General features: G+C 56.3%; 18 protein-coding genes, 1 tRNA gene and 2 pseudogenes. 6 read left to right on the top strand and 15 right to left on the bottom strand.

Translation table 11 applies throughout. The features are described from left to right. Positions 1–195 precede the first annotated feature (195 nt). Positions 196–269 (top strand) — tRNA-Cys (locus DYL61_RS19155). A 566-nt stretch (positions 270–835) separates the two neighbouring features. Here the strand turns inward: DYL61_RS19155 and DYL61_RS19145 are convergent. Beyond that, a pseudogene (locus DYL61_RS19145) lies at positions 836–1,542 on the bottom strand (DNA cytosine methyltransferase); the annotation flags it as partial. 517 nt (positions 1,543–2,059) lie between these two features. Beyond that, positions 2,060–2,837, bottom strand: a pseudogene (locus DYL61_RS19140) (adenine nucleotide alpha hydrolase family protein). An 89-nt stretch (positions 2,838–2,926) separates the two neighbouring features. Here DYL61_RS19140 and DYL61_RS19135 point away from each other — a divergent pair. Beyond that, complete coding sequence (locus DYL61_RS19135) at positions 2,927–3,673, top strand: DUF4145 domain-containing protein (protein WP_135309620.1); 747 nt, start codon at positions 2,927–2,929, stop codon at positions 3,671–3,673. 103 nt (positions 3,674–3,776) lie between these two features. Beyond that, positions 3,777–3,977: a hypothetical protein gene (locus DYL61_RS19130; RefSeq protein WP_135309619.1), complete on the top strand. Its 201-nt coding sequence runs from the start codon at positions 3,777–3,779 to the stop codon at positions 3,975–3,977. An 8-nt stretch (positions 3,978–3,985) separates the two neighbouring features. Here the strand turns inward: DYL61_RS19130 and DYL61_RS19125 are convergent, their stop codons facing one another. The 7 genes from DYL61_RS19125 to DYL61_RS19095 all read right to left on the bottom strand — a co-directional run bounded on the left by DYL61_RS19125 (position 3,986) and on the right by DYL61_RS19095 (position 8,755). Further along, complete coding sequence (locus DYL61_RS19125; RefSeq protein ID WP_238704586.1) at positions 3,986–4,393, bottom strand: ERF family protein; 408 nt, start codon at positions 4,391–4,393, stop codon at positions 3,986–3,988. Positions 4,394–5,021: 628 nt separating this feature from the next. Then, positions 5,022–5,999: a hypothetical protein gene (locus tag DYL61_RS19120; RefSeq protein WP_135309618.1), complete on the bottom strand. Its 978-nt coding sequence runs from the start codon at positions 5,997–5,999 to the stop codon at positions 5,022–5,024. Between the two features lie 135 nt (positions 6,000–6,134). Continuing rightward, complete coding sequence (gene tnpC / locus DYL61_RS19115; RefSeq protein WP_420825080.1) at positions 6,135–7,661, bottom strand: IS66 family transposase; 1,527 nt, start codon at positions 7,659–7,661, stop codon at positions 6,135–6,137. 52 nt (positions 7,662–7,713) lie between these two features. Continuing rightward, complete coding sequence (tnpB, locus tag DYL61_RS31925; RefSeq protein WP_135309616.1) at positions 7,714–7,902, bottom strand: IS66 family insertion sequence element accessory protein TnpB; 189 nt, start codon at positions 7,900–7,902, stop codon at positions 7,714–7,716. Continuing rightward, positions 7,899–8,048 carry an IS66 family insertion sequence element accessory protein TnpB gene (gene tnpB / locus DYL61_RS19105; protein ID WP_238704585.1) on the bottom strand — a complete coding sequence of 50 codons (150 nt, stop codon included), beginning with the start codon at positions 8,046–8,048 and terminating at the stop codon, positions 7,899–7,901. Before tnpB (DYL61_RS19105) ends, tnpB (DYL61_RS31925) begins: the two co-directional genes overlap by 4 nt. Continuing rightward, positions 8,045–8,362 carry an IS66-like element accessory protein TnpA gene (tnpA, locus tag DYL61_RS19100; RefSeq protein ID WP_135309614.1) on the bottom strand — a complete coding sequence of 106 codons (318 nt, stop codon included), beginning with the start codon at positions 8,360–8,362 and terminating at the stop codon, positions 8,045–8,047. Before tnpA ends, tnpB (DYL61_RS19105) begins: the two co-directional genes overlap by 4 nt. Positions 8,363–8,509: 147 nt before the next feature. Next, complete coding sequence (locus DYL61_RS19095) at positions 8,510–8,755, bottom strand: hypothetical protein (protein WP_135309613.1); 246 nt, start codon at positions 8,753–8,755, stop codon at positions 8,510–8,512. Positions 8,756–8,965: 210 nt separating this feature from the next. Here DYL61_RS19095 and DYL61_RS19090 point away from each other — a divergent pair, with 210 nt between their 5' ends. Next, positions 8,966–9,508 (top strand): hypothetical protein, encoded by a 543-nt coding sequence (locus tag DYL61_RS19090; RefSeq protein ID WP_135309612.1) that lies wholly within the window; start codon positions 8,966–8,968, stop codon positions 9,506–9,508. Positions 9,509–9,534: 26 nt separating this feature from the next. Here DYL61_RS19090 and DYL61_RS19085 read toward each other — a convergent pair whose 3' ends face one another. Continuing rightward, entirely contained in the window at positions 9,535–9,951 is a 417-nt protein-coding gene (locus tag DYL61_RS19085; RefSeq protein WP_135309611.1) for a hypothetical protein, read from the bottom strand. A gap of 202 nt (positions 9,952–10,153) precedes the next feature. On the opposite strand from DYL61_RS19085, the gene DYL61_RS31330 reads away from it, so the two are divergent. Beyond that, positions 10,154–10,309: a hypothetical protein gene (locus DYL61_RS31330; protein ID WP_167497984.1), complete on the top strand. Its 156-nt coding sequence runs from the start codon at positions 10,154–10,156 to the stop codon at positions 10,307–10,309. Continuing rightward, the gene (locus DYL61_RS19080) at positions 10,306–10,584 is read left to right on the top strand and encodes a hypothetical protein (RefSeq protein ID WP_135309610.1); all 279 of its coding nucleotides are present in this window, start codon (positions 10,306–10,308) and stop codon (positions 10,582–10,584) included. Before DYL61_RS31330 ends, DYL61_RS19080 begins: the two co-directional genes overlap by 4 nt. Here the strand turns inward: DYL61_RS19080 and DYL61_RS19075 are convergent. The 5 genes from DYL61_RS19075 to DYL61_RS19055 form a co-directional block, all read right to left on the bottom strand. Beyond that, complete coding sequence (locus DYL61_RS19075; RefSeq protein WP_135309609.1) at positions 10,559–10,882, bottom strand: transcriptional regulator; 324 nt, start codon at positions 10,880–10,882, stop codon at positions 10,559–10,561. The two genes, DYL61_RS19080 and DYL61_RS19075, sit on opposite strands and share 26 nt — an antisense overlap. Further along, positions 10,866–11,120 carry a type II toxin-antitoxin system RelE family toxin gene (locus DYL61_RS19070; RefSeq protein ID WP_135309608.1) on the bottom strand — a complete coding sequence of 85 codons (255 nt, stop codon included), beginning with the start codon at positions 11,118–11,120 and terminating at the stop codon, positions 10,866–10,868. Before DYL61_RS19070 ends, DYL61_RS19075 begins: the two co-directional genes overlap by 17 nt. A gap of 102 nt (positions 11,121–11,222) precedes the next feature. Then, positions 11,223–12,647: an efflux transporter outer membrane subunit gene (locus DYL61_RS19065; RefSeq protein ID WP_135309607.1), complete on the bottom strand. Its 1,425-nt coding sequence runs from the start codon at positions 12,645–12,647 to the stop codon at positions 11,223–11,225. After that, positions 12,644–14,212: a DHA2 family efflux MFS transporter permease subunit gene (locus DYL61_RS19060; RefSeq protein WP_135309606.1), complete on the bottom strand. Its 1,569-nt coding sequence runs from the start codon at positions 14,210–14,212 to the stop codon at positions 12,644–12,646. The genes DYL61_RS19065 and DYL61_RS19060 overlap by 4 nt, the downstream gene beginning before the upstream one ends. Continuing rightward, positions 14,205–15,314 (bottom strand): HlyD family secretion protein, encoded by a 1,110-nt coding sequence (locus DYL61_RS19055; RefSeq protein ID WP_135309605.1) that lies wholly within the window; start codon positions 15,312–15,314, stop codon positions 14,205–14,207. The genes DYL61_RS19060 and DYL61_RS19055 overlap by 8 nt, the downstream gene beginning before the upstream one ends. Positions 15,315–15,344 lie beyond the last annotated feature (30 nt).

Below are 15,344 nucleotides of genomic sequence, written 5' to 3'. Positions count from 1 at the left end.
TTGATGCCAATACGAAATATTTTTGAAATCAAGGGGTTGCACGCATTGGCAAATACGTACATAATGGCGCCCATCGAACGCAACGAAGCATTAAAAACTTCAATGTATTCAATGAGTTAGAGTAGAGGTAGGCTGTTACAGCCCACTCAAGTTTTTATGCGGTGAGTGCCAGTGGTTAGGGCATTGATCGTTTGAGGCCGAGTAGCAAAATGGTTATGCAGCGGATTGCAAATCCGCCTACGCCGGTTCGATTCCGACCTCGGCCTCCACTCTTGAAAACCCCGTAGATTAACGTCTACGGGGTTTTTTATTGGCCGTGGGAAAGTGCAGGGGTTCCGAAACTATTTCATTGGCAAGTTGGGCAACTGCCCCGATGCGGCGATATACACGCTTGGTAATCTCCTGATCTGAGTGGCCTGGAGCAAACTTGCATCGGCAAAATCTGTAATCTCGGACGCGGCTTTTGGCCTGATGCCCTTAAACTGGAATTGCCGGATCTTTTCGCGTCACCCGCTCGGCCCTCGCTTGCCGCAAGAGCCACTGCCTTTTCACGGGCAATCTCTAGCCATGTTGAATACATGGGACAGTAGAGCGATTCTCGATTGGCTCGCGTCGTGGCCGTCCTGGCATCGCGATATTGTGCAACCATAGATGGGGTTATCGCGTCGACTAGCGCGCCTTCAAAGCCCTTACTCAATTATTTGAGCTCCGCCTTATTGTCTTTCTGCGTCCGCGGCGCCCTCTTTGGGGTAATGTCTCTCTCGTACCTATCAAAAATTCCCTTCATGATTTTCAGGTCAGCCGGCTTTGCCTTGGCTTCAAGTTTTGCCCACTTAAGCCTGGCCCTGTCGAGATTCCTTCCGAGCGGCAGCTCTTTAATCACCTTCCACTCAACGACATAGCCCATGCGTTCCAGCAGGGCAACAAAGCCGAGCCAGGTGCGACCGCGTTGTTTCGGGTCCGGTACCAAGAACTGATTGGACACAGGCACTTGTTCGCCCGGTGCGGCCACTCGGTTGGTGGGTTTCTCTTTTTTGGTCGGGTGCGGCACCTAGTCCAGAGTCACCACGCGGCCGGTCGCCTTGTCGCGCTTGGCGATCAAACGGCCCCATTGCAGGATCTGTTTCACGGTCTCCAGGCTGATCACCCGTTGCCGCTTCATGCCTGCCCACTTGTTGCCGATCCACGACAGGTTGCGGATCTCGCGATTGCGCGGTTGGCCGCCGGTTGCCTGGGAGAGGTGCGTGCAGCCCGGCGACATGTGGAACCATCCACGGCCTTGCCGCCGCACTCGGTGTCCGGATCATCCTCGGATACATCTGTGGTGAAGTGCTGCGCGCCGGGGTGGTTCATGGTGTGCATGCTGATTGCTTGCGGGCTGTGGTTCTTCGCCACATTCACCGTGCGACCCAGGCCCATTTCCAGCCCGGCGCCGCCACCACCGCAGAAGAAGTCGACAACGATCTCATCGTCCTGCGGGTTGAAGCCGAGCCTGTATTGGGTTTTGAAATCAAAGGGGTGTTTCTTCTGTTGTGCGGACATAGGGGATCCTTGCCGGTTATATTCGGCCGGTTCGTCAACGGGAGTTTGGATATGGAGCGGAAGAAAAAGCTAATTCGGCTTTTGCCATCAAGCTGGCTGTTTCGGTATGACTTGCATAAGTGCCGGAGAGCTGAAGAGGAGCTTCGGAGGACTGCTCCGCCGAATACCCGGCAGGCTCATAGCAGCGGGGAGATGTACGAGTATCAGCGGCGAAGTCTCGACCTGTTTCAGGAGCGGAGATCTCTGATATCCGGTAACTATCGAAGATTGGCCGATGCTCTGATGGTTCCAATGCCCGATTTTGAAGACGAAAAAATGTGGGAGCGAATCGAAAATGACTTTACCGGCCGCACTACAAGGACACTCACTACATCAGGAGAGCTTGCGACCATATCCGTCATTCGAGAGGCGGAGAAACACCGGCGTGAGGCCAGGGCGTTTTGGCTAACCTGGGTCACTGGAATGGGCGGCATTCTCATAGGCATAATATCCGTTTGGCCTAAGTAATTTGTCGACATCAGTCACCACAGAAACAGGCAATGGCCTCGTCGTGATTGGCGAACATGTCGAATTGGGTATCTGAGTAGTCGATCATTTGCTGATAGCCGGGGCGGTCGAAGCGGAAGCGCGCACCGTCACCGGTGAACTTGCCGCCGGACAGCACTTCGCTTTCCATCCGGGCCCACCACACCGCTTTGGGCCGGTCGCTGGCGATGATCGAATAGACTGCTTGGCACCTTTCAGGAAGCAAAGATCGCAGTTACCTTCCAGCGTCCTGCCGTTGATGGTCGGTAACATCAGGTCCAACGGCTGCCTTGCCCAGAAGTCCGTCACGTCCTGCACCCCGACACCGGCGTGAGCCTGCGGCATGACCATCGTGGCCCATTTACTTTCGCAGGTGCTCTTTCGGTTCCCGGATCTTCACAACACGGCGCGGCTCGTCGGCGCGAATGCCGGTCATCATGTCCACCGGTGCCTCTTCGGTCGAAAGGCCCAGGCTGCGCAGGTACTTCAGTTTGCGGATTAGCGCTTCGAACGGTTCGCCATAGCGGCTGGCGGTGGCGCATCAACTACTGCAAACCCCGTGTCATGGTCGCAGAACTCCAGCCAGACAATAAGCACGGCCCAGCGCTCGGCGCATTTCCGAACAAACTCCAAGGTGGCGGGGTGTTCCTTGCCAGTGTTGGCAAAAGTGATGATTAGGTCATCCAGAACGGTGTTGTTATCCAGCACATGGCGCAGCATGTAGTCACTGGTCCGGCCACCCGAGAACCCACGACGGTGGTACCGGCCAATTTGTTGGGGACATAGCGTGGCCTCGCCGGCTAGCGTGATTCGTGGATTTGGGGTATTTGTACGGAATTGAACTCAGAATGGATGCAGAATGGGACAAATTACTAAGAGTTTTCAGTTCGCTGCCGGCGTTGACGAGCAGGAAAAGCACCCATGTAAAAAATGTTGCATCGAGACCAACCACAAATTAGTTGCCAGCTATACGGAAAATGGCTCCGAGGACTGTGGTGGTGGTCACAGTGTTGACTGGACTGAAGAAAATGAAATCATCCAATGTTTAGGCTGTGAGGAGGTTTCGTTTCGGATCTGTTCAACTAATTCCGAAGAGTACGATCACGACTACGATTCGGGAGATCGTTACTATATACCAACCATAACTTATTACCCTGGCCGTGCGCTTGGCTCAAAAATTATAGATCATTGGGCGCTCCCTTGGGAAATTAGTGCGATATATAAAGAGTCTCGTACTGCCGTTGAAAATGAACTTTTTATAATCGGAGGCATAGCAATTAGGACATTGCTCGAATCAATTTGTACGGATGTGCAAGCTAAGGGGCGTAATCTTGTACAGAAAATTGATGATCTTCATGTTAGATCGCTTGTCACAAAAGAAGGTGTTGAAACTCTACACAAGATACGACTTTTAGGTAATAGAGCAGCGCATAAAGCCAAAGCGCACTCAAAGGATCAGCTACTTCTAGCTCTTGAAGTGATTGAACATATACTTATAGGCACCTACATAATCCCGGGAAGAGCCAAGGCGATTTTTAAAAACTTAAACGATGTGAAAAAATTACCTGCACCTGCACCTGCACCTGCACCTGCACCTGACCAGTGACCGCTGCACTCTATCCTCAGCGCCCTCCGTATCCGGTGGTAGCAATTTGGTTTACGCTGGAGTATACGGGTGACCGGCATGGAGCCGAATAAAGGAGAGTGTGATGTCGCAAAATTATTGGTATGAAGTAACTAAGCGGTCTGACGCGTTCGCAGCAGCATCCGATGCCCATCAGGACTACTTAAAAAACAATCCTGAGCCTATAACCAAGGAGGAGTGGGAGGAGTACGACAAGCTCCAGGCCGCAATGTCTAAAGCTGCTGGTGAATGGTTTAATTTTTGCCAAGAAAACAAGCGGCCGTAACCATCCGGTTAGTTGGTCGATGAACCAACTGCCTGCACGTCGTTGCGACCCTTTCCAATATCAGCCGGAAGAGTTATGGTTGTTTGCTCGCGGTAACCGCCACGATGCATCAAAATTCCGGTGACGCTGATCGCCTTTTCAGCGTTTTCCACCTTGAAGATGGTGGCGAACCCGTGCTGCTGCATGATCGGCTTCAGCGTGTGGGTGATGTGGTCCAGGGTGGCGTAGGAGTTGCCGGTGTGTAGGTTTATCGCACCCTCGAACATCGTGGGGATGTTGCACTGCATTTCGGCCATCGCGGAGTTGAAGGCTTTCTCGGCCTCCTTGGCCTGCATGCGCTCGTGCATGGCAAGCAGGCGTTCCATCTTTTCAATGTTACAGGTTGGATCGGCGGCGGCACGGCTGATGACTGCCATGATGCTGGCGTCTATTGCTACCGGCGCGGACACCTGTCCACTTAGATGACGTGGGCGTGACTGGAAAACCGAATCGTGGTCGGGCGCCAAACACCGTTCGGCGCGTTGTGGTGCTGGAACTCACACACCGTCCCAGCAGGCGGCAGCCCTTCGCCGGTCCAGGGTTCTGGTTGGGCTATTTCAAGGTAGCCACGATCCATGCACCCAAATCCTATCTCCCACTCGCCATTTTTGAAGAACTGATAGCGACCACTTTTTCCGTCAAGATATTTAATCCAAAGGCCGGAATGCGGGTTGACATGAGCAGCGCCGTCCGGTTTTTTGGTCAGATAAATCGTAAACGGTCAGGCATCCCCTCTTGCGTGATTAAGCCGGTTGCCAGCGATGTGGCAACAACTTCCCAATTTCACTTGTCCGCTGCGTTGACATCGCGCTGTCGTACAGATAACGACTCAAAGCTGCCCAACGTTTAAGGCTGTCATCCAAGGCTTTGGTAATCGAATCAAGATGCCAAGTACGGCCCGCCCTCGGCCTTGATCTTAGTGTAGTCGTCGGAATACTTTTGCATTAGCCATCGATTGGAAAACATGTGGTCGCCTTCCGGTAACGGACTGAGCAAGATTAAAAATTAAATAATGGCCCACTCGGGGACTAACATATCGCTCATTGCCTCAAAGCGGGTAGGCTCTTGATTGGCAACGGGCCGTTTAATTAGGAAGTGGGTTTGACTCGTGTTTTCTCTTACACAAAGCCCGCGACAGTCCAAGACAAGCATGAAATCAGGCTCCGAAATTGCCTTGATTACTGGATGCACATGAAACTGACCATGAGGATCATCCACCATATCAGCGAGCATATTTGCGGTATCCCTGAGGTAGTCAGAACTGCGCCCAACCCGCAGAGAGGTTCCAGCTGAAGTTATCCCGCCGCCCGGGCCCATATACACCTTGCCGTCATGCTCAACAAATGTAGTGACTCCTGCCTCGCGCAATTGACTGATATCTGAGGAAGAAAAGGTATTCCCCGCAAGTACTCCGTTAAGTTCATATTTCGCGATGTATTGAGGCCATGATTTAGCCAGTGTTGCAAAGAGATCGATATTAGCGAATCCCGCTCGATCTGGGTGAGGGAGCACGTCTACCACGGCCACTACGTCTCCCCCTATCATGCAAAAGGCAAGGTAGTCTGCTGGCTTGGAGAAGAACTGCCCTGACGGGATAATTTCGTCGCTTAGGTGGAAGTGCAGCATGTTCCAGTCTGCATACAGCAAGTCAGTTCGAGTGTGTTTTTTTGACCCGCTGGTGTCGTTGCGGATAATCAGTCCTCGACCTTGATAAGGGTTGACATTCTCTCCAGTAGTGAATTTTCTTAGCAAACTTGATAGCCCGCGTTGTGCGCTCGGCGGAAGATTGGCCTTTGGGAATGCATTAGACAATGCAATCTTGCGCGGTAAGGGGGCAATGTAACGACATCTGAAGTCCAGCCATCTATCTAGCGGGCAGTTCAATTTCTCGTCTTCTTGCTTAAACCTGAGACCAAATTTTCGAATCAGTATTAATGCAATATTATCAATGTTTTTCTGAAAGACATCATTCGTACTCGGCATTCATTCCCCTCTGAGGCTCAGGTAATCTGGTGGAATATAGAAGCTTCAATTTTATGAGGAAGCACTCAGGTTAACCTCGCGCTTATAAAGTTAAACATCCGAGCATCCCTTCTTGTGCAGCTAAGCCGGTTGCCATCAATGCGGCAACAACTCCCCAATCTCACTCGCTCGCTGCATCGGCAGTCGAATAAGAACGTCCTTCAGATAAGCATACACATCATGCCCGTTGAGCTTGGCCGATTGGATCAAGCTCATCAACGCAGCCGCACGTTGACCGCTGCGTAGAGAACCGGCGAAGAGCCAGTTTTTGCGCCCGAGCGCCCATGGCCTCACCTGATTTTCGATGTGATTGTTTTCTATAGGCACCGTGCCGTCATCCAGGTAACGGCGCAACGCAGCCCAACGTTTGAGGCTGTAATCCAAGGCTTTGGTAATCCCCAAACCTTCATGCACAAGCTCGCGCTGGGCGATCATCCAGGCATGAAACGCGTCCATCAGGGGCGCGGCTTTTTCCTGACGTATTCGTCGCCGGACATCCGGTTCCAAATCACGGACTTCGCGTTCAATTTCATATAGGGCCGCGATGTACCGCAACGCTTGCTCGGCAAGCACGCTTTTATTGGTGATGTGCAGGTCATAAAACTTGCGGCGGGCGTGGGTCATGCAACCGATTTCAGTGATGCCAAGTGCAAAACTGGCTTTGTAACCACTGTAATCATCACAGACCAACTTGCCTTTCCAGTCGCCCAGAAAGGTGCGGGCATATTCGCCCGAACGACCAGGGCTGAAGTCGTACACCACCGCGCTTATCTCGGCGAACGCGGTCGTGGCGTAGCCCCAAACATAAGCACGGTGGGTTTTCTTCTCGCCCGGCGCGAGCATCTGCACCGGCGTTTCATCGACATGCACCACGTTGTGCTCAAGCACGACTTCGCGCAGGGCATCGACCAGTGGCTGCAATTGCACACCGCAAGCACCGACCCAACTGGCCAGCGTTGAACGAGGAATCGCGAGACCGGCCCGCCCGAAGATTTGCTCCTGGCGGTACAGCGGTAAATGATCGGCGTATTTCGCGATCATCACCTGGGCCAACAGTCCGGCAGTCGGGATGCCTTTGTCGATCACCTGCGCCGGCACCGGCTCCTGAATCAAGGTTTCGCAGTTGTCGCAGACCCATTTGCCACGAATATGCCGTTCAACGCTGAACACGCCTGGCGTGTAGTCGAGCTTTTCGCTGACGTCTTCGCCGATGCGCTTGAGCGCGCAGCCGCATTGGCATTGAGTGTTTTTTGGATCGTGATGAATCAGCGTACGAGGAAACTCGGCAGGCAAAGCGGTGCGCTTGGGTTGCTGGCGGACTGCTGCTTGCGCTGGCTTTGGTGCCAGGATTTCAAGCTCTGCTTCGATGGCGGCCAGATCGGTCTCAATCAGGTCGTCGAGCAAGCTGGCTTGATCAGGGCTGAAGGATTCGGAACGTTTGGCGAAGCGGTGACGCTTGAGCTGAGCGATCTCGTGAATGAGTTGCTGGTTACGGGTCTTTTGATGAAGAACCTCTTTGTCGAGGCTCGCCAGCTGCGTATCTAGATGCTCGACACCGAACAACTGCGCAGCGAGGCTGCGCAGTTGTTCGGTGTCGAGCTGATCGAGAGGAGTAGTAGGAATCATGGCGATGACTCTGCCCGATCTGCTGATCGATGTATGTCATCCATGTCTCTTAATGGTTACGGATGGCTCCGTCAGACCCAAGCCGTTGCCAGGGAAGACCGACCACCAGTGCCTGAAGCTGCTCAGTATTTAGCTCCATTTGGTCACCATGTCGATTGCTCGGCCAGGAAAACTTCCCCTGATGCAGACGGCGTGCCGCCAACCAAACGCCCAAGCCGTAGTGCACCAACACCTTCATGCGGTTCCCCGGCGGTTGGCAAAGAGATAAGCACAGTGCGGCTGCGCCGCACCGAAGACAGCCACGACCCGGGCGAGCGCTTTCTCGGTGCCGGAGCGCATATCCATCGGTTCGGTGGCCAACCAAATTGCGTCGATGCGGATCACGAAGCAAGTCCACGGACAAATCGGACGCATCCCTCGGGATCGGAAGCTGGCCATTTCACCGTGATGATTTGCTCGCCAAATGGCAGCTCGATGATCACAGACGACTCGGCCTGCCTTTTCGGGGCGACCTTTACCGGAACGAACGCCGGCAGGGTTGCGGGTGGTTGATCTCGGTAAAGTGGCAGCCACTTACGGATCACGTTGGCATTGATGCCGTGACTGATGGCAACGCTGGAGATGGAGGCGCCGGGTTGCAGGCATTCCTGGACAACCTGGGCTTTGAACGACTTGGGGTAAGAGCTACGTTGGCGCATTTAAGGGCTATCGCGTCCGCTTAAAAATAGACGGACAACATCGCCCTTAATTTGGGAGAACGGTAGGTGGGTTCATCGTTCGCTTACGTCGTAACCACGCTTGTATTCCTTGCTGTGTTCGCTCATGGCGACCTCCAGTGTTTGGGGTTAGGCGGAACGGGCTGCAAGCATGGCGTCGGCAACTTCGTAGGAATACTTCGCAGCGAGCGACAGAATTTCTTCAACGCCGTGTCCTGCATCTGCAAGCTCTCCGATTTCCCCGAAGCTCGGAGCGATCTTCACAATTACCTTGGCTGCAAAGTAGTCACGCAGGGTCATGCTGGCCTCGTCTTCACGGTGGTAGTTGGCTTCTATCCCCGGAAACGCCGGGCTGCCGGTTTCTTCTCGTTCCATGATTCTCTCCATTCGTTGGTGCACCTGTATTCGTTCAACACTCATTCCTACCGCTGGTTGCCGATGGGCGCGGTGGAGGAGTGCTGACGGGTAGAGGTGGAGAAAGCCTGCCCAGGCCCGCTACTGGCGACAACCTGGTGTGGCCTGGACTGGTGGTGGTGTTATACCGCTGGTAATCTCAGACTTAGGTGAAATCAGAGACTGACTGCAATGGATGCAAAGAATCTCGCGGTACTTCAGCAGCTAAGGGATCGGATGAGCGCTGTTCCAGATGTAAAATCTGTCACCATTGACCCCAAGGTACTACTCGACCTGCTTACCAATATTAATTTAAGGCTCCACGGCGAGCCGGAGGCGCCGGAGCTGTTGCGGCACAACGGCCGAAAATCGGGACGGACCTCTAGAGCTACCCTGGAATCGCCAGAATCATCAGAATCCGCAAGTGATAAGATCCCAAAGGGCGCGATTAGTAAGCCGAGTACTGCAGGTCGAAAGTCTTCTCGTGCAAAAGCTATCGCAAGAGCCCAGGCCGCCGAAGATGCTTTCAAGGCATCAATGGAAATCCGTCTGTGCCGGGAATGTGGAAAGCCTACTAAGGCAGATCCTGAGTTCTTCCTTAATCCAGTCACTTGTCAGAAATGCAAAGATCGGGCTCGCGACATTGGTCTGGGTATTCGCCCTAGGAAGCATGACGATTATTCCGAGATAACTGTTTTCAAGGGTGGGGCCCCGGGGCTTGGGAAGCGTAAATGAGTTTAGACATAAAGGCGGCGCCATTATCATGCACGTCTTCCTAGGCTAGTCCCCCCTCCGCTAACTACCTTGGCAGGTGTGGCGTTTGTGCTTCTTGGCTTTGTTTTTATTCCAAGATCCGGGGCGCCATCATATTTACTTGATGGATTTGTTGAGCTTGCATGGTGAGCTTTTCGTATTGCTTTATCTGCTTTCTTTACCTCAAGAAGGGCTTCTTCAATCTGCTCAATTCTATATCTCACCTCAGGGTCTTCAGGAGCCTTAAGAGTAAACTCTTCAAGAATCTGCTTCCTCGTCTTCAGCAACCTCGCGCTGTCCGACTTTGCTCCGCAAATGAAGGCATCCTCAAGCTTCAATAACTCAGCTTTTTTAACGGATACACCTCGGAAGAAATGCGATTTCTTCCCGCGACTACCAGTGTTTTGCGATTTAGGCGCATTCATGGCTATCACCCGTTGAATTACCACAGGCAGAATAGTTCGAGTTGATGCTTTCCGAGAAGTCCTCGAAGAAGAATTCTTGGAGAACATCCTGCCCTCTTGTAGCGAGCAGGCAATCTCTTTTCCTTGCATAGGCCAACGGTCGCCTTCCCGTTGATGTCTTTCGGCGCGGCACGGGATCACCCGCCTGCGCGTTGCGCGTCCTATGAGCCGGGACATCAACGCTGCGGTAAGCGCTCTCGACAAGGCCATTGCTGTTGCCGTACACGCCGCTGAGGTTGCTGGGTTGCCGCAAGGCCTGATCGTGAGCCTGCTCCAGGGCCGCGCCCATGCACAAACCCATCAGATGGTGGCCGAATGACCGTCAAGGTGCTGGAGTTCAAGCGTGAGGGTTTGCGCGACGCCGCGAAGACCTTGCGCAAGATTGCTGATGACCTTGACGCCGGTGAGCATCCTGAATGCACCGTTGGCGCTTTGACGCTGACCGGCCCCAAGGGCGAAGTCACGGTATTTGGCCTTCCTTCGCAAATCCATCTCACACAACAAGCTCCATTAAAACGCAAAAAGCTCGACGCATTTTCATTGCATCGAGCTTCTTGTTGTTTGCAGATTACAAATCCAACTGGTCTGCCTTGATCCCAAACACCGCCGCGATTTTCTCGCGAGTGACTTTACGGGGTTTCGTGACCGCTTCCTGCTGAGCAAATGCAGGCTGAGAAATTCCCAAGCGTTTGGCCACCTCATCCTGTGTCAGATCCAGGTATTCGCGCCAAGCGCGGATCGGTGTTTCACCGTCGACAATTCGACTCACCACCTCGTGAGGAATCAAGTCGCTGTCAGGGTGCTGGGCGACGTACTGTGCGTAGGGGATCACCACGAAAGCAGGTTTGCCATCAGAGCCGTTGATGATCTGGATGCTAGTAGGTGCGTTCATCGCGTTTCTTGACCTCTTGAATACTGACCACCTTAATTGCACCGTCCCAATCGAACAAAACGCGGTAATTTCCCACTCGCATGCGGTATGCGTATTCGTGATCAGCCAGTGCTTTGATGTTGCTCACTTGGGGCATGGTTTTCAAACCGCTAACCGCGTCCCGAATTTGAACCTGGTGCTGTGTGTGAAGCTTCAGTAACTGTTTCACCGCTTTTCGAGACCAGTTGATAGCGTTCATAGGCAGAAATATAGGTCATTTATAAGTGAATTCGCAAATTTCACTTATGCAAGGACGCTTTGCAACGACTCAACCTTTGCTCAATATTGCTCACCGACCCAATCACAGCACCCACCCCAACCCCAACGCCTTATGCAGCGACGCAAAATCCTTCAACAACTCCGCATCCCCGGAAATCCGGCTCTCCTGTGCCTGATACCGCGTACGCTCCGCATCCAGCCAATCCAACGTACTCGCCGTACCCGCGCGATAGCGTTGGCGCGTCAGGTCGGCCGCACGCACGGCGGATGATTCAACGCTGCGCAGCAGCACCACGTTCTGCCGTTGGTGGCCATAACGCGCCAGGGCGACGTCGGCATCGCGGAGCGCCCCCAGCACCGTACTTTTGTACTGCGCGAGCGCTTCATCGTGGCCGGCTTCGGCGCCTTTGATGCTGGCGGCGACGCGGCCGAAGTCCAGGGCGTTCCAGGTCAGGCGCGGCATGATCAGCCAGGTGCCGTTGTCTTTGCGGGCCAGGTGGCCGGGGTCGCTGGCGGAGAATGACAGGTCACCCATCAGGCTGAGCTTGGGGAACCAGTCTGCGGTTTTTTCGCCGATCTGGGCGTTGCTGGAGGCGAGTTTGCGTTCGGCGATGCGGATGTCGGGGCGAGCCTTGAGGATTGCGGCCGGGTCGGCCAGGGGCACGCTGGCGGGGATCGCCGGCAGGGCTTTGGCGGTGGCGAGGCGGTTGTCGAGTTCGCCGGGTTCCAGGCCGCAGAGCAGACCCAGTTGGTCCAGGGATTCAACGATGGAGGCTTGTAATGGCAAGCGTTGGGCCTGGGTGTTTTCTGCTTGGGTCAGCACTTGTTCCAGTTGCAATTGGGAGGCCACGCCACGGTTGCGCCGTTGTTGGGTGAGGTCGAGGGCCTGGGTTTCGATGTCGACGCTGGCTTCGACCAGGGCGAGGCGCGCTTGCTGGTCGCGCAGGTCGGTATAGGTCTGTACCACTTCGGCGGCGAGTTGCACCTGGGCGTCGGCGAGCTGGGCCTGGGAGGCGTCGGCCTCGGCCTGCGCGGCTTCTACCGCGCGGCGCGTGCCGCCGAACAGGTCGACTTCCCAGCTGGCGTCGAAGCCGGCGAGGTACAGGCTCAGCGGGCCACGACCGCCGCCACCCCCGCTGCCACCCAGCGCCGAGGTGTCGGGGGAGCGCAGTTTCAACATCGCGGCGTCGGCGGTGACTTTGGGCATGCCGTCGGCGCGGGCGCCGCTGAGGCTGGCGCGGGATTGTTTCAGGCGCGCCTGGGCGGTGGCGATGTCCGGGCTGTTGTGCAGGGCCTGGTCGATCAAGGCATCCAGTTGCGTGTCACCCAGCGTGCGCCACCATTGGGCGACAGCGGGCGCACTCGGCGCGATGTGATCGGCATGGGGCAGTTGCCCGGCGGCCAGGGTTTTCGGCGCGACATCCGGTGCGCCGTGGAAGTCCGGGCCGACGGTGCAGGCGGACAGCAAGCCGACGGTAAAGAACAGGGGGAGGGAGCGAAGAGTCATGGCTGTACCGTGCGCTTTTTAAGGATAAAGATCAGGGGCAGGCACGCCAGCATGGCCAGGCCCAGTACGTAGAACGCGTCGTTGTAGGCCATCACTGCGGCTTCCCGTGCGATGTCGTTGGCCAGTTGGGCCATCGCCTGCAATGACGCGGTGGAGGCATCGCCGGTTTGCGCCAGGTAGCTGGCGGTGTTGCTGGCCATCTGGTCCTGGGCCAATTGGCTGTTGGCATGGATACCTTCGCGCAGCATGTCGTCATGGAAGTGGCTGCGTCGGTCCATCAGCACGCCGAGCAAGGCCAGGCCGATGGTGCCGCCCAGGTTGCGCGACATGTTGTAGAGCCCGGCCGCGTCGCCGGCGTCCTTGGTGTCGACCGAACGCATGGACAGCTGGCTGAGGGGCATCATCACCAGGATCTGCCCGAAGCCCCGTAACAGCTGCGACCACACGAAGTCATGGCCGACGCTGTCGGCCGTCAGTTGGGTGTCGACAAAACAACTCGCCCAATACAGCAACAGTCCCGCACCGACCATCCAGCGCAGGTCGTAGCGGCCGAGCATCCGCGGCAGGATCGGCATCAGCAGAAACGCGGGAATACCCGACAGCAACATGATCGAACCCGACTGTTGCGCGTTGTAGCCGGACAAAATCCCCAGGAACTGCGGCACCAGGTAGGCCGTGCCATACAAACCGGCGCCCACCGCCGTACCAATCAGCAGCACGCTGCCAAAGCTTTTGTTGAGCAGCAGTTGCAGGCGCAGGATCGGCGTGGCTGAGCGAAACTGCCCGACGGCAATCAGGAAGAAACCGACCGCGGTGGCGATGCTTAGCCAAATGATCAGCAGCGAATCAAACCAGTGTTCACGCTGGCCTTCTTCCAGCACCACGGTGAGCGAACTCAAGCCCATGGCCAGGCCGAGGATGCCCAGCCAGTCAGCGCTGATAAAGCGTTGCAGGTTCATGCGCTCGCTGGGCAGGCCGGTGAGCAACAGGGTGATCAGGGCGATGCTGATGGGCAGGTTGAGGAAGAAGCACCAGCGCCAGTTGATGTTTTCCGTGAGCCAACCGCCAATCACCGGGCCCAGCAGCGGGCCGAGAATCACCGTCATGCCGAACATGGTCGTGCCGATTGCCAGTTGGTGCGGCGGCAGGCGTGTGCGCACGATGGTTTGTGCGGTGGGGATCATCGCGCCGCCGGCAAAGCCCTGGCCGATGCGCCCGGCGATCATCGCGCCCAGGCTGGTGGACAGGCCGCAGAACATCGAGAAAAACGTGAACATCAGCGCCGTGCCGATCAGGAATCGGCGCAAACCAAAGACCCGGGTCAGCCAGGCGGCGAGGGGGATCATCACGATTTCCGACATCAGGTAGCCGGTGGCGATCCAGGTGCCTTCGGAGCCCGTGGCGCCGATCTGGCCCTGGATCTGCGGCAGTGCCGAGTTGGTGATGGAGACGTCGAGTGTCGCCAGCAGCGCACCCAGGGCGCCGGCCGCGACGGCGATCCAGTCGGTCAGTGAGGCGTTGCGCGGTTTGTCTGCGGCAACGCCGGTCATCGTGGCTTCAGCCATGGTTGGCGTCCGCACCGTGGGTGCGAGTATCCACCTCTACCGTTGCTGACAGGCCTGGCATCAGCGCTGCGCGTAAATCGTCCGGCACGTCGAGGGCGATACGCACAGGTACGCGCTGCACGATCTTGGTGAAGTTGCCGGTGGCATTCGACGGCGGCAACAGGGCGAACTGCGCGCCGGTGCCGGGGGCCAGGCTGTCGATATGGCCTTGCAGGTCGCGACCGGGCAGGGCGTCTACATGCACAGTGACGGCTTGGCCCGGGTGCATCGCGCCGATTTGGGTTTCCTTGTAATTGGCCGTCAGGTAGACCGAGCTGATGGGCACGACGGTCAGCAGGCGCGTGCCCGGTTGCACATATTGGCCGACCCGCACGCCGCGGTCGGCGACGCGGCCATCCAGCGGGCTGCGGATCACGGCATCGTCTACATCCAATTGGCTTTGCGCTTCGCTGGCCTTGGCCACACCGAGTTGGGCCTGGGCTTGTTTCAACTGAGCTTGAAGCGTGCCATAGCGGGTCTGGCTGGAGCGCAACGCGGCTTGCTTGGCTGCCACCGTACTGCGGGCCTGGGCCAGTTGGTTATTCAGTTGTGCCAGGCGTTCTTCCGGTTCGGCCCCAGAGCGGGCCAATGGCGCGTAGCGTGCGACTTCGGTCTGGGCATGCCGCGCATCGGCCTCGGCGCCTTGCAATTGGGCGCGGGCTTCGGCGATGGTCGAGTCTTGTTGCACCAGATCGGCTTCGGCCTTGGCCAGGTCGGCATTGCGCGCAGAAATGGTCGCCGAGGCTTCGTCGCTCACCGCCTGGTATTTGCGTGCGTCCAGGCGCACCAGGATATCGCCGCGTTTGACTTGCTGGTTGTCGCTTACCAGCACTTCGGCGACGTAACCATTGATCTTCGGCGCCACACTGATGCTGTCGGCTTGCAGGTAGGCGTCGTCGGTGGTTTCGATAAAGCGCCCGGTGATCCACCACCAGGCGCCCCATGCCACGCCGCCCACTACCGCGACGGTGGCGAGCGTGAGCAGGATGCGGCGGGCTTTGCCGCGTTGGCCGTTGACGGTGTCTTCAGGAATGACCTGAGGCGAGGGTAGTGCTGCGGACATCAAGGTCACTCCAGATTTATATCAGGTGGA

Source organism: Pseudomonas nabeulensis, assembly GCF_004682045.1.
GTDB lineage: Bacteria > Pseudomonadota > Gammaproteobacteria > Pseudomonadales > Pseudomonadaceae > Aquipseudomonas > Aquipseudomonas nabeulensis.
Note: the sequence above shows the minus strand (reverse complement) of the source record. Positions and strands in the feature narration are given on the sequence as shown.